This window comes from Shewanella sp. CG12_big_fil_rev_8_21_14_0_65_47_15 (assembly GCF_002783505.1).
In the GTDB taxonomy this organism is placed as follows: Bacteria; Pseudomonadota; Gammaproteobacteria; order Enterobacterales; family Shewanellaceae; genus Shewanella.
In genome coordinates this window covers 64,398-77,932 of the sequence record NZ_PFGL01000027.1, presented here as the reverse complement: position 1 = coordinate 77,932, position 13,535 = coordinate 64,398, and the positions used below count along the sequence as shown (strand labels likewise).

Here is a 13,535-nt window from a genome sequence, read left to right as displayed (position 1 = left end):
TAGGTGTGGTCATAAATCATCTCTTTTTGGTATAGCTTAAAGAAATGACACAGAAATTTGAACACTACCATTTAATGAGCCACTCATTGTTAAATTTCCTAAAAACAAAAAATTGGACAGGCATAACTCTTTTGGGTTTAACAGCCGACACTGAGATCACAGAAGTTCACCCTCCCCTCGGAGTTGCCGCAAGGCATTTGTGTTCGTTGCGTGAGCAAGGCATGGTCGTTCTCGTGCATCCATGCACTTCACGACATTCAGGCATCCTGCCTATCAGACCGAGATAGTGTCAGTCGAATCAAGGACGAGCGTCTGACGCGATAGCATAAGAACGCTTAATGCCCAAGGGGCTTTCAACTCCGTTGGGGGCGTCTTGGCTGATGTGAAAACAATAGCAAGGAGGATAGGACGAGCAGTCCTCCTTGGTCGACTCTTTATTAAAAAATCGAGGGGTGAAGCCCCACAACTTTGATTTAACTCTTGTTTCTGCCGGGATTAGCCAATCCAAAACCAATATAAACCGCAGCACAAAATTCAAAAGAGCTAACCAATCACTCTGACGCAGTCAGCGCCAAAAACAAAACCCCAATTCGGTTGCCCGAATTGGGGTTTTCATTTTTCTCTTACAAGAATTTGGGTTTTAAGCGATTAAGCTAAAGACCGCTGATGTTTGCTAATCTAGCGCAGGAAAAATCGTTTTAGAGCAAGGCTTTTTGTTGCGACGTGTAGTGTTTTTCTACACGAGTAACAAAGTAACGCAGCTATAAACGATTTTAACCAGCTAGGATTACATCATGCCGCCCATTCCGCCCATCCCACCCATACCGCCCATATCTGGCGCAGAGTTTTGTGGAATTTCAGCAACCATAGCTTCTGTAGTGATCATCAGACCTGCGATAGACGCAGCAAATTGCAATGCACAACGGGTCACTTTAGTTGGGTCAAGGATACCCATTTCTAACATGTCACCGTAGGTGTCGTTACCGGCGTTGTAACCGTAGTTACCGCTGCCGTTCTTCACTGTGTTAGCAACAACTGACGCTTCTTCACCGGCGTTAGTCGCGATTTGACGCAGTGGCGCTTCCATCGCGCGCAGTGCGATAACCACACCGTGTTTTTGGTCTTCGTTTAAGACTTCAACATCGGAGATCTTAGATGCTACGCGAACCAGAGCAACGCCGCCGCCAGGAACCACGCCTTCTTCTACCGCAGCGCGAGTTGCATGCAGAGCATCTTCAACGCGGGCTTTTTTCTCTTTCATTTCAACTTCAGTCGCTGCGCCAACTTTGATGACTGCTACGCCGCCAGCTAGTTTAGCCATACGCTCTTGCAGTTTTTCTTTGTCGTAGTCAGAAGTTGACTCTTCAACTTGTTGTTTGATTTGGCTTACACGAGCAGCAATTTGTGTTTGCTCGCCGTTACCATCGATGATGGTGGTGTTGTCTTTAGTGATCACAACACGCTTAGCCGTACCTAAATCTTCCAGCGTTGCTTTTTCAAGCTCTAGGCCGATTTCTTCAGCAATAACAGTACCGCCAGTCAGGATTGCTACGTCTTGCAGCATTGCCTTACGACGATCGCCAAAGCCAGGTGCTTTAACGGCAGCCACTTTCACGATACCGCGCATATTGTTCACAACTAAGGTTGCTAATGCTTCGCCTTCAACGTCTTCGGCAACGATAAGCAATGGCTTACCGGTTTTTGCCAGACCTTCAAGGATAGGTAACAGTTCGCGAATGTTAGAGATTTTCTTGTCTACTAACAGTACGAATGGGTGATCTAATTCAACGCTGCCGGTTTCTGGCTTGTTGATGAAGTAGGGAGACAGGTAGCCACGGTCAAACTGCATACCTTCTACTACGTCCAATTCGTTTTCTAACGCTTGGCCTTCTTCAACTGTGATCACGCCTTCTTTACCGACTTTTTCCATCGCTGTTGCGATGATTTCGCCGATAGATTCGTCAGAGTTTGCAGAGATAGTCGCAACTTGGGCAATCGCTTTTGAATCTGCACAAGGTTGTGATAAGGCTTTTAATTCAGCAACGGCAGCGATAACGGCTTTGTCGATACCGCGCTTCAGATCCATTGGGTTCATACCGGCTGCAACGGCTTTTAAGCCTTCAACTACAATAGCTTGAGCCAGTACAGTTGCAGTAGTAGTACCATCACCGGCGGCGTCGTTGGCTTTAGAAGCAACTTCTTTCACCATTTGCGCGCCCATGTTTTCGAATTTGTCTTCTAACTCGATTTCTTTGGCAACAGATACACCGTCTTTAGTGATCAGTGGTGAGCCGAAGCTCTTGTCTAATACCACGTTACGGCCTTTAGGGCCTAAGGTCACTTTCACTGCGTTCGCGAGAATATTTACGCCAGCCAGCATTCTTACGCGAGCGTCATTACCAAATACAACTTCTTTAGCTGCCATCTTGATTATCCTTTAAATTTTTTAATGATTAATTGGAATGTCGAATTGATGCGAAGGATTAACCTACTACTGCCATCAGGTCAGCTTCCGACAGGATCAAGACTTCTTGACCGTCGATTTTTTCTTTCTTAACGCCGTAACCTTCGTTGAAGATCACCACGTCACCCACTTTGACATCCAGTGGCTTAACTGTGCCATTTTCTAAAATACGGCCATTGCCCACAGCAAGGATTTCACCGCGAGTTGATTTTTCAGCGGCGCTACCGGTCAGTACTATGCCACCCGCTGATGTTGATTCAACTTCTAGACGCTTAACGATTACGCGGTCATGTAATGGACGAATATTCATCTATGAACTCTCCTAATGATTTGATGCCCTACAATCGAGCCGATTTGTGATTAAAAAAAGAGGCACGTCAGCCTGCTCTTTTAATGTGTGAGATATGGGGCTGATAGTGTCGAGATCCAAGGGCATTTACAAAAAAAACTTCAATTTTTTGATGTCGGTTTTTTCAAGTCCGCACAATCCTGCTAGAATCTCGCCTCCGCTCGCTAACAAGGCACTATTTTTCCCATGAAAGACAGACACGGGCTGCTCACCGCGCCAATTGGTCGTGTACTGCTCAACATGAGCCTCCCCAACTTGATTGGCATTATGACCATTCTAGGTTTTAGCCTCGCTGACACTTTTTTTATCAGTCAGTTAGGGACAGAAGCCCTAGCGGCGATTAGTTTTACCTTTCCAGTGACCTTAGTGATCTCTAGCATCGCCATCGGCATTGGTGCCGGTGTATCGACCAATTTAGGCCGGCTGATTGGCTCGGGCAATGCCCCGCGGGCGAAGGTATTTTTGCACGATGCGCTGCTGCTGACCTTTATCCTTATCGCCAGTTTAGCCGCCCTTGGCAGCATCTTTATTACACCGCTCTTTAGTTTGCTCGGTGCCAATGAGAGCAGCTTACCGCTGATCCACGACTATATGATTTACTGGTATATCGGCGCGCCGCTGCTGGTGCTCTTGATGGTGGGAAACCAGGGCTTACGCTCCACGGGCGATACTCGCTCGCCGGCGATGATTATGGCGCTGGCGGCCATTATTAACCTTATCCTCGATCCTTTATTGATCTTCGGTATCGGGCCGTTTCCACGTTTAGAAATCCAAGGCGCGGCGATTGCGACGCTTATCGCTTGGATTGTCGCCCTCTCATTATCAAGTTATTTATTGATGATTAAGCGCAAAATGCTCGAATGGGCTGCCTTTGATATAGATAGAATGCGCACTAACTGGAATCAATTAGCCCATATTGCCCAACCTGCGGCATTAATGAATTTAATCAATCCGTTAGCCAATGCCGTCATTATGGCGATGCTGGCACATATAGATCATAGTGCCGTTGCCGCCTTTGGTGCGGGTACTCGGCTCGAATCATTACTCTTGATTGTAGTGATGGCACTCTCGTCGAGCCTGATGCCCTTTATCGCGCAAAACCTAGGGGCTGGACAACCGCAAAGGGCGAAGCAGGCATTGCTGTCATCCCTTAAATTTATCTTTATATTCCAGACGTTACTCTATATTCCGCTGGCGTTTTTGGCAGAGCCCACAGCCCATTTATTCAGTACCGATCCGCAGGTGTTAGAGTGGTTGAGTTTTTATATTCTGGTTTTACCCTGCGCCTACGGCCCGCTAGGCATAGTGATTATTTTTGCTACGGCGCTGAATGCTTACCATAGGCCCATGAGTTCGTTAGTGATTAACCTGTGCCGCTTAGTGCTGCTGATGCTGCCACTGGCGGCGTTGGGCTCTTATATCGATGGAGTGAAGGGCTTATTGCTCGCGCTCCCCATCACCAACCTCTTGATGGGGATTGCCTGTTACTCTTTAGCGCAGCGGATCTGCGAACCCGCAAAGGTCGTCACCGCCGACGCCAATCTTGAAGGCTGACTGCGTTTCACTCGATTACCCGCGAAAACGCAGTTCGTCGTTGGGGAACGCTTCCTTCGAGGCTTTACATGCTCTGCGCGGACTCACCTCGCTCATATTGGTCGGCACGCCGTTGGGGGCGAGTTCTTGCATAATAAAATCGATAAAACGGCGACTGGCCAAGCTGACATAACGCCTCGATGGATAAGCTAAATAGCATTCTCCCTGGTGGGCTTCGATTTCAGGCAGCAGGCTAATTAACTCCCCAGTCTCCACGAAATCGACCACGACTTCGGCGGGGGCATACACAATTCCCCGCCCCTGCAGGGCAAACTCCACCGCCACTTCTACACTATTGGAGCAAAAATTCCCTCGGACTCTCACTTCCTGCTCGGCACCTATCCAAAGCTCATTGAAGATTTTGCCGTTTGATAATCTAAACAGTGACACATTGTGGAATTCAATCTCCTGGGGCGTTCTCGGTGTGCCATGTTTCGCTAAATATGCGGGGCTGGCATAGAAGCGCAGATCCGTCGTAAACACGGGCCGCACGACCAAGTCTAAGGTGTCTAAGGCGGGTTCAACCACAAAGGCGACATCTAGATTATTTTTAACCATATCAATGGATTCGGCACTGCTGATCACTTCGACGGTTAATCTAGGGTGCAAGTCCATAAAACGGAAAATAGCCCGCATCAGCACATTCATGCTGTGGATAGGGAACATTTGGATCCGCAGATGACCGCTTATTTCGGCATCGTCATTGGTCATTTCGAACAAGGTTTCATCGAGCTGGGCCAAGATCTTTTGCGAACGCTGGTAAAAATGGCTACCCGCGGAAGTGAGGGTCATCGAACGGCTCTGACGGTGAAACAATTTGATGTTCAGTTCATCCTCCAATGCCTGTAAACGACGGCTGACCGTTGATTTAGGTAAGTTAAGTAAATCAGCGGCTTCGATCAAACTGCCCGTCTCAGCTATTCGGTGGAATAACGCTAAATCCTCTGTCTTCATGTTCGCCCTAAATTCAATCTCATTAAGTGGGACTGATAATCCCAAATTATCCCATTTATTGCAACCAGTTTAGCTGTTATCTTCGCCGCCAGAAATGCTGAAAAATTGTTACAAAGGATACCCCACCATGCCATCATATCGACGCTTACCCTCAGTCCTACTGCTTCCAGTCCTACTGTTTCCAGTCCTGTTGAGCGGCTGCTCCCCCGCAGAAAGTTCTGTGCAAACGCCGCCCATTCGCCCGGTCAAATTGTTCGAGGTGGTGCAACTCGAAGGGGGGGATTTTAGAACTTTCCCTGCCAGGGTCGCCGCCAATAGCCGCGCCGAATTATCGTTTCGCATTTCAGGGCAGTTAACCGAACTGGCATTGGTGGAGGGGCAAAGAGTTACCGAAGGGAGCTTGCTGGCGAAACTCGACGACAGAGATGCCTACAATAATCTGATGACCCGCGAGGCGGAGCACGAACTGCTAGCCGCCGACTTTAAACGTAAGGTCGAGCTACTCAATCGTAAGCTGATTTCCCAGTCCGAATTCGATAGCGCTCAGGCCCAATTGAAATCCGCTAAGGCGGCCCTCGCGGCTGCGCGCGATCAGCTAAGCTACACCCGCTTAACCGCCCCCTTTAGCGGCACTATTGCCAAACGGCTCGTCGATAATCACCAGATAGTGCAGGCCAATCAGGGCGTACTCACACTGCAAAACAATAGTTTGCTCGATGTGAGCATCCAAGTGCCCGAGGCCATGGCCGCCAGCTTAAACGAGTATATCAAGCAGCCAGATTTTAGCGCTAAGGTGCGTTTTAGCGCGTTGGAAGGCATGGAGTTTGACGCCAGATTTAAAGAATACTCGACCCAAGTCACCCCAGGCACTCAGGCCTATGAAGTCGTGTTTTCCTTACCACAACCTAAAGGTATTCAATTACTTCCAGGTATGAGCGCCGAGCTAACGTTGGCCTTAGTCAAGGCCACAGAACACAGCAAAACCCCAGCGGCCGCCATAACTCCAATCACAGCCCCTATAACCGCCATAGTCCCTGTGACCGCTATAGATAAGAGCGACCAAGATGGCAAAGTGCAGGTTTGGCTATACCAAGCCCAATCCGGCGAGGTCAGCCCCATTGAGGTCACACTCGGACGAGTGACTAACCAAGGGATTGAAATCTTGGGCGGTATCAATAAGGGCGATTTGATTGTGAGCGCGGGCGTTTCCCAATTATCCAATGGCATGAAAGTTAAGCCGCTACGCTGGCAGCGTGGAGTATAACGAATGAATATTGCAGAGTATTCCATCCGCCATAAAGTCATTAGCTGGATGTTTGTGTTGCTACTCCTCCTGGGGGGCGGTGTCAGTTTTACTGGCTTAGGGCAACTCGAGTTCCCCGAATTTACCATTAAAGATGCCCTAGTGATCACCGCCTATCCCGGTGCATCACCGGAGCAAGTCGAAGAGGAAGTCACCCTACCGCTTGAAAATGCGCTGCAACAGCTCGATGCCGTTAAGCATGTAACATCGATCAACAGTGCAGGCCTGTCGCAAATCGAGATCGAAATCAAAGAAAGCTATGATAAAACCAGCCTGCCACAGGTATGGGATGAGGTGCGTCGTAAGGTCAATGATACTGCGGGACTATTGCCCCCCGGAACCAACACGCCCAAGGTGCTAGACGATTTTGGCGATGTATATGGCATTTTATTTAACCTCTCTGGTCCCGATTATAGCAACCGCGAGTTAAGCAACTATGCCGATTACCTACGCCGCGAGCTAGTGCTGGTGCCTGGGGTCAAAAAAATCTCGGTGATAGGGAGTGTGACTGAGCAAGTCGTGATTGAAATTTCCCAACAAAAACTCTCGGCGCTGGGGCTAGATCAAAGCTATATCTATGGTCTTATCAACAATCAAAACGTGGTCTCCAATGCGGGCAGTCTAGTGATTGGTGACAACCGTATTCGCATCCATCCCACGGGGGAGTTTAGCAGCGTTCAGGATCTGGCTCGCTTGATCGTGAGCCCACCAGGCAGTACTGAACTGATTTATCTCGGTGATATTGCCCATATCGAAAAGGATTACGATGAAACCCCAGATGTGCTGTACCACAACCGTGGAGAAGCGGCGTTATCCCTAGGGATCTCCTTTTCAAGCGGCGTCAATGTGGTGGAAGTGGGCCAGAGGGTGAACGATCGCCTAAGCGAACTCGAATCCCAACGCCCGATAGGCATGGGCTTAGACACTGTCTATAACCAGAGTCAGGCGGTCGATCAGACTGTCAACGGCTTCTTAATCAACTTACTCGAATCGATTGCCATCGTTATTGCCGTATTGCTGCTGTTTATGGGCCTGCGTTCGGGTTTGCTGATGGGACTTATCCTGCTGTTGACCATCTTAGGCACTTTTATCGTGATGAAAGTGCTAGGGATTGAGCTACAGCTTATCTCACTCGGTGCGCTGATCATCGCCTTGGGTATGTTGGTCGATAATGCCATTGTGGTCACCGAAGGGATTTTAATCGGTCTGCGCCGTGGCAAAACCCGCCTCGAAGCCGCTAAGCAAATTGTGGCTCAAACCCAGTGGCCACTCTTAGGCGCGACTGTGATTGCCATTATCGCCTTTGCGCCCATAGGCTTATCACAAAATGCCTCGGGGGAGTTCTGCCGTTCTTTATTCCAAGTGTTGATGATTTCGCTGTTTATCAGTTGGATCACCGCCATCACATTAACGCCGTTCTTCTGCCATCTACTCTTTAAAGATGCCCCGAGCGACGAAGAAGCCCAAGACCCTTACAAGGGCTGGTTCTTCAGTTTATACCGCGCAAGTTTAACCCTAGCACTGCGCTTTAGACTGGTGAGCATTCTGCTAGTGATAGCCATGTTGTTCAGCGCTGTCGTTGGCTTTGGTCATATCAAGAATGTGTTTTTCCCTGCGTCCAATACGCCAATCTTCTTTGTGGATATTTGGATGCCGGAGGGCACAGATATTAAGGCTAGCGAGCGTTTTACCGCCGATATTGAGCAGCTATTACTCAAACAAGCCGAGGAGCAACATACTGGCCTGGTCCATTTAACCACAGTTATAGGCCAAGGGGCCCAGCGTTTTGTCTTGCCCTATCAACCGGAGAAGGGTTACCCCGCCTTTGCACAGCTGATTATTGAAATGCAGGATCTTGAATCACTGCAGGCCTATATGCCTGAGCTGGATAAATTTTTAAATCAGCGCTTCCCACAGGCACAATATCGCTTAAAAAATATGGAAAACGGCCCTTCGCCCGCCGCCAAAATAGAAGCGCGTTTCTATGGTGACGATCCCCAAGTATTACGCGCACTCGGTGCCCAAGCGGAAGCGATTTTTCAGGCAGAGCCAAGCATGGACAGCATTCGCCATGATTGGCGCAATCGAGTGCCCTTAATCCGGCCACAATTAGAAAATGCCCAAGCGAGGGAAACGGGGATCAGCAAGCAAGATCTCGACAATGCACTGCTGGTCAATTTTAGTGGTAAACAGATTGGTTTATATCGTGAAACCAGCCACCTATTGCCTATCGTCGCCAGAGCCCCCGCCGAAGAGCGCCTGCAGGCGGACAGCCTGTGGAAGCTGCAAATCTGGAGTAGCGAACACAACACTTTTGTCCCCGCGACCCAAGTGGTGAGTAACTTTAATACTGAGTGGGAAAACCCGCTAGTGATGCGTCGTGATCGCATGCGTATGCTCGCCGTCCTAGCCGATCCTAAGCTCAGCAGCGGTGAAACCGCCGACTCTGTGCTGCGTAAAGTGAAAGACAAGGTCGAAGCTATCAGTCTTCCCGCCGGTTACCGCCTCGAGTGGGGTGGCGAGTATGAAACGGCGGGGGAAGCCCAAACCGCAGTGTTTAGCTCGATTCCATTGGGTTATTTGGCGATGTTCTTGATTACCGTATTCCTATTCAACTCAGTGCGCCAACCGCTGGTGATTTGGTTTACCGTGCCACTGGCCCTAATAGGGGTATCGGCGGGATTGCTGCTCTTCGATGCACCCTTTAGCTTTATGGCGCTGCTCGGCCTGCTGAGTTTATCGGGCATGGTGATTAAAAACGGGATTGTCTTGGTCGATCAGATCAACCTCGAACTCAGTGAAGGGAAAAGCCCCTACCTTGCCCTTGTCGATTCCTGCATCAGCCGCGTACGCCCCGTGATGATGGCGGCGATCACCACCATGCTAGGGATGATCCCACTCATTCCCGATGCCTTCTTCGGCTCTATGGCGATAACGATTATCTTTGGCTTAGGCTTTGCCTCACTGCTGACGCTAATCGTACTGCCGGTGATGTATAGTCTTGCCTTTAATATCAAAGCGATATCCATAGACGAGCAAACAAACTAACGGATCACGCCTCCCCTAAACGCTTCCCGGCGCGGCCGATCGATACAGTTGTAAGCGTATCGATTGGCCATTTCCCCTCAAAAACTGTGCATTGCCCCCATAACGGTTGCGATTTGGTCGTTTGGCCTTTACACTGGGTACCGAGTATAAAACTCAAGGAATTACATATAAATAAGGATATTTATGAAACTTATTAAGCTCGCAGTACTGCTTGGCCTCGCCTTTTTCGCTTACCAAAAATGGTATGCGGCCAAACCCCTAGAATCCCATTTTTTAAGTTCTATCCCGGTTAAAATCCAGATGTTAGCCAACCCTAATGCTAAGTTTGAAAGTTCGGGGCAAGTGAACATTGAAAGCATTACCACACAAAAGCACCCTAAGGAACCACTAGTGTTGAGCGTAGTGACCTTTAGCTCCCAGTTTGACACTATCGACGAGGAAGATATTACCGAGCTTTCCTTCGACGATGCCAATACATTAGCGCAGAAATTCAAGGGGCTTGAGGGGGTAGAACAGCTGCAACTGACCCGAGGATATATCGAACATGGGGGACAGCGAGGCTATGAGATCAGCATGAATATGGGTAAAGAAGGCACCTTAGTGCAGCATGCCTACGCCTACAATAATCACCTATTGATTTTAACTGCCAGCTACAATGACGACGGCCAGAACCGCCGCACGGCAGAGGCATTTCTTAACTCGGTGGAGTTTTTGTAGGCAAGCCAACCAGCGGCACAGTTAGGATTGATCCTGTAAGCCGCAGGATTAAGTATCGAACACTAGTGCTGATCTAATAAAGGCTAAGGCTTAGGATCTTTATCCTGCTCGCTATTGGGAATTTGATGGCTAACGGGTTTGATATCACTGGGATCGACCTTATGTTCAAAATCCCCCTCAAACACATTGCCGTCTTTTTTCGCCCTATCATCGAAGGGGTTTTGTCCAAAGGGGTCCTGCGGCTTAGTACCAAAGGGACCTTGGTTGGCATGAAAGCCACCGTGCATTCCCCCCTGTAAACCTGCAATCACGCGCAGTTGCATGCGTTTAAAGACTAAAGCGGCAATCGGACGGCGAGTCAAGGGCGTTAATAGCAATAGACCCATAAAGTCAGTGACAAAGCCTGGGATCACCAGTAAAACCCCCGCCATGGCTAACATCATACCTTCGACAATTTCTTGTCCCGGCGCTTCACCGCGGGCGAGCTTTTGCTGCACTTGCATTAAAGTGCTTAACCCTTGGCTGCGCACCAATGATACGCCGAGTACAGCGGTGAATAGCACTAGGCCTACCGTTGTCCATGTTCCCAGCACTTCACCGACACGGATAAGCACAGATAGCTCAAGTACTGGGATCAGCACAAATAATAAAAATAGGATTAAAAACATACTGACCTCAGTTTTATCTCACATTCTTGAAAACTAAATGGGGGCTAGCCGGTCTTAATTCAAGTCATTAGGGCGGATACTGCGGTAAAGCAGTGAGACTTCTGATAGTTAGTTCACTCTTTCGTTAAGCCGTTAATGTATGAGACCATAAAAACACGTAAAGTAGCTTAGCCTAATAGGCTTAAGCGAAGTTTAAGATTGTTAAGGGACGATACCTCACACCATGCAAGCTCAGTATCTAGTGGTCAGCACCAGTTGCCCCGATGAAGTTCAGGCAAATCGCATAGCCCATGCTTTAGTGGAATCGCGTATCGCGGCTTGTGTGCATATTTCGGCGCCCATCCGCTCCATTTATGTGTGGGAAGGCAAAATCTGTGAGGAGCAAGAAATTAGCTTACACATTAAATGTTTACAAAGTCGCTATGCCGAGTTAGAACAGCTTGTGCTTAAACTTCACCCTTATCAAGTGCCTGAAATTATTGCAGTACCCGTAACCCACGGGCTACCAGCCTACTTAGATTGGATAAAAGATAACACTCAGCCATGAAAAAACTACTTAACCTTACCTTCACCGCGTTATTGCTTCTCACGCCTCTCACCCTAAGTGGCTATGCCTTTGCGAATAACTTTAGTTTTCTAAAAAGCGAACCGGAGTTAATGCCCGTCGATCAAGCCTTTGCCTTTGATTTTAAACAGGAAGGTAATAAGGTTACCCTCAATTGGGTGATTGCCGACGGTTATTATATGTACCGCGATAAGCTTAAATTCAGCGTCAATGGTGCCGAGCTAGGCACGATTGAGCTTCCCAAGGGCAAGCCCCATAACGATGAGTATTTTGGTGAGCAAGAGGTGTATTACACCTATATCGATATTCCCGTTGGCCTAAAGCAAGCCGATGAAAATGGCACCTTAAGCGTCACCTTTATGGGCTGCGCCGAGGGTAAACTCTGTTATCCGCCAACCAAACGCGAGGTCACCCTTAAAGCGGTCGCCGCCAATGATGGCCTGTTAGTGAGCACTGACAATGCCGCCGCGCCAAGTGCAAGCAATGCCGAGGAAGCCAGCGCCGCTCAAGCACCTACTCAGCCTATTACCCAACAAGATACATTAAGCCAAATGCTCTCAAACGACAGCCTGATTTGGACCTTAGTGATCTTCTTCGGTTTAGGTATAGGTCTGGCATTAACCCCCTGCGTATTCCCCATGTACCCGATTTTATCGGGCATTATTGTCGGCCAAGGGCAAAAACTCTCGACCGCAAAAGCCTTTACCCTGTCCATGGCCTATGTACAAGGTATGGCAATCACCTACTCTATTTTAGGTTTAGTCGTCGCCTCGGCAGGGCTTAAGTACCAAGCGGCGCTACAGCATCCCGCCGTATTAGTCGTGCTCGCTATTCTGTTCTTTGTGCTCAGTTTATCTATGTTTGGCCTGTACGATTTGAAGCTGCCATCGAGCTGGCAGGAGAAAATGAACTCAGTATCAAACAATCAAAAGGGCGGCAATCTGATTGGCGTATTTTTGATGGGAGTGATTTCGGGATTAGTGGCATCGCCCTGCACTACGGCCCCACTTTCCGGCGCCTTAGTCTATGTGGCGCAAACCGGTGATTTATTGCAAGGTTTCCTCGCGCTCTACGTGCTGAGCATGGGTATGGGTGTGCCACTACTTATCATTGGTACCTCGGGTGGTAAGCTGTTGCCACGCGCTGGCGCTTGGATGAATATCATCAAAACCGTATTTGGCTTCCTGCTGATCGCCGTGTCTATCGTCATGCTTGGCCGTATTTGGACGGGCGTAGTATCCGATGTGCTCTGGTCGCTCTGGGGCATTAGCTTCACCGGTTACCTGATGCACCAAAATAAACTCAGCGCCTTTAACTGGAAACAAACTGTCCGTTCAGTGCTGTTAACTTTGGCGCTATTGGCGAGTTTCTCCTACGGTTTTCAAGCAGTAATGGGGCATTTTGGCTTTACCCACAGTCCAGTTGCGACTGCGACAACGACCGAGCAAGCCCATGGCTTTAAACGGATTAAATCCATTGAAGATCTTGAGCAAGAAATCGCCGCCGCTAGCGCCCAAGGTAAGCCTGTGATGCTCGATCTCTATGCCGATTGGTGTGTGGCCTGTAAAGAGTTTGAGGCCATCACCTTTAAGGACGCCGATGTATTGATTCGCATGAATAAAATCGTCTTACTGCAAGCAGATGTCACTAAAAGCGATGCCGTGGATGTGGCACTGTTAGAAAAGTACAATGTGCTCGGCTTACCTACGCTGTTGATGTTTAGCGAGCAAGGCGAGCAAAGGGAAGATTTAAGGGTTACAGGCTTTATGGGACCGAAGGAATTTGCCGCCCATTTAGATCACTTAGTGAAATAACCTCGGCTAAAGCGCCAAATTATCACTGCGCCGTTTTAGCGTAAAACCAATAATAAGCGG

General features: G+C 48.8%; 10 protein-coding genes. 6 read left to right on the top strand and 4 right to left on the bottom strand.

Going from position 1 to position 13,535, the window contains the following annotated elements; all coding sequences use genetic code 11:
- Positions 1–787 precede the first annotated feature (787 nt).
- Both groL and COW15_RS08025 read right to left on the bottom strand, forming a co-directional pair.
- The gene (gene groL / locus COW15_RS08030) at positions 788–2,425 is read right to left on the bottom strand and encodes a chaperonin GroEL (RefSeq protein ID WP_293631629.1); all 1,638 of its coding nucleotides are present in this window, start codon (positions 2,423–2,425) and stop codon (positions 788–790) included.
- A gap of 58 nt (positions 2,426–2,483) precedes the next feature.
- The gene (locus COW15_RS08025; protein ID WP_006086113.1) at positions 2,484–2,774 is read right to left on the bottom strand and encodes a co-chaperone GroES; all 291 of its coding nucleotides are present in this window, start codon (positions 2,772–2,774) and stop codon (positions 2,484–2,486) included.
- Positions 2,775–2,999: 225 nt separating this feature from the next.
- Between COW15_RS08025 and COW15_RS08020 the strand changes: the two genes are divergently transcribed.
- Positions 3,000–4,367, top strand: coding sequence for an MATE family efflux transporter (locus tag COW15_RS08020; protein ID WP_293631593.1), 1,368 nt, complete (start codon positions 3,000–3,002; stop codon positions 4,365–4,367).
- A 15-nt stretch (positions 4,368–4,382) separates the two neighbouring features.
- Here COW15_RS08020 and COW15_RS08015 read toward each other — a convergent pair whose 3' ends face one another.
- On the bottom strand, positions 4,383–5,360 hold the full coding sequence (locus COW15_RS08015) for a LysR family transcriptional regulator (RefSeq protein WP_293631591.1): 978 nt from the start codon (positions 5,358–5,360) through the stop codon (positions 4,383–4,385).
- 127 nt (positions 5,361–5,487) lie between these two features.
- On the opposite strand from COW15_RS08015, the gene COW15_RS08010 reads away from it, so the two are divergent.
- The 3 genes from COW15_RS08010 (at position 5,488) to COW15_RS08000 (ending at position 10,428) form a co-directional block, all read left to right on the top strand.
- Positions 5,488–6,624, top strand: a complete 1,137-nt coding sequence (locus tag COW15_RS08010) for an efflux RND transporter periplasmic adaptor subunit (protein WP_293631589.1) — start codon at positions 5,488–5,490, stop codon at positions 6,622–6,624.
- 3 nt (positions 6,625–6,627) lie between these two features.
- Positions 6,628–9,711 (top strand): efflux RND transporter permease subunit, encoded by a 3,084-nt coding sequence (locus COW15_RS08005; protein ID WP_293631587.1) that lies wholly within the window; start codon positions 6,628–6,630, stop codon positions 9,709–9,711.
- 183 nt (positions 9,712–9,894) lie between these two features.
- Complete coding sequence (locus COW15_RS08000) at positions 9,895–10,428, top strand: hypothetical protein (RefSeq protein ID WP_293631586.1); 534 nt, start codon at positions 9,895–9,897, stop codon at positions 10,426–10,428.
- A gap of 83 nt (positions 10,429–10,511) precedes the next feature.
- Here the strand turns inward: COW15_RS08000 and COW15_RS07995 are convergent, their stop codons facing one another.
- Complete coding sequence (locus COW15_RS07995) at positions 10,512–11,096, bottom strand: FxsA family protein (protein WP_293631584.1); 585 nt, start codon at positions 11,094–11,096, stop codon at positions 10,512–10,514.
- A 223-nt stretch (positions 11,097–11,319) separates the two neighbouring features.
- Here COW15_RS07995 and cutA point away from each other — a divergent pair, with 223 nt between their 5' ends.
- Both cutA and COW15_RS07985 read left to right on the top strand, forming a co-directional pair.
- Positions 11,320–11,643, top strand: coding sequence for a divalent-cation tolerance protein CutA (gene cutA, locus COW15_RS07990; RefSeq protein WP_293631583.1), 324 nt, complete (start codon positions 11,320–11,322; stop codon positions 11,641–11,643).
- Positions 11,640–13,475 carry a protein-disulfide reductase DsbD gene (locus COW15_RS07985; protein WP_293631582.1) on the top strand — a complete coding sequence of 612 codons (1,836 nt, stop codon included), beginning with the start codon at positions 11,640–11,642 and terminating at the stop codon, positions 13,473–13,475. The genes cutA and COW15_RS07985 overlap by 4 nt, the downstream gene beginning before the upstream one ends.
- Positions 13,476–13,535 lie beyond the last annotated feature (60 nt).

Coding starts and splice junctions, on each gene's coding strand:
- groL (WP_293631629.1), bottom strand. CDS start 2,425: ATGGCAGCTAAAGAAGTTGTATTTGGTAATGACGCTCGCGTAAGAATG.
- cutA (WP_293631583.1), top strand. CDS start 11,320: ATGCAAGCTCAGTATCTAGTGGTCAGCACCAGTTGCCCCGATGAAGTT.
- COW15_RS08025 (WP_006086113.1), bottom strand. CDS start 2,774: ATGAATATTCGTCCATTACATGACCGCGTAATCGTTAAGCGTCTAGAA.
- COW15_RS08010 (WP_293631589.1), top strand. CDS start 5,488: ATGCCATCATATCGACGCTTACCCTCAGTCCTACTGCTTCCAGTCCTA.
- COW15_RS08020 (WP_293631593.1), top strand. CDS start 3,000: ATGAAAGACAGACACGGGCTGCTCACCGCGCCAATTGGTCGTGTACTG.
- COW15_RS08005 (WP_293631587.1), top strand. CDS start 6,628: ATGAATATTGCAGAGTATTCCATCCGCCATAAAGTCATTAGCTGGATG.
- COW15_RS07985 (WP_293631582.1), top strand. CDS start 11,640: ATGAAAAAACTACTTAACCTTACCTTCACCGCGTTATTGCTTCTCACG.
- COW15_RS08015 (WP_293631591.1), bottom strand. CDS start 5,360: ATGAAGACAGAGGATTTAGCGTTATTCCACCGAATAGCTGAGACGGGC.
- COW15_RS07995 (WP_293631584.1), bottom strand. CDS start 11,096: ATGTTTTTAATCCTATTTTTATTATTTGTGCTGATCCCAGTACTTGAG.
- COW15_RS08000 (WP_293631586.1), top strand. CDS start 9,895: ATGAAACTTATTAAGCTCGCAGTACTGCTTGGCCTCGCCTTTTTCGCT.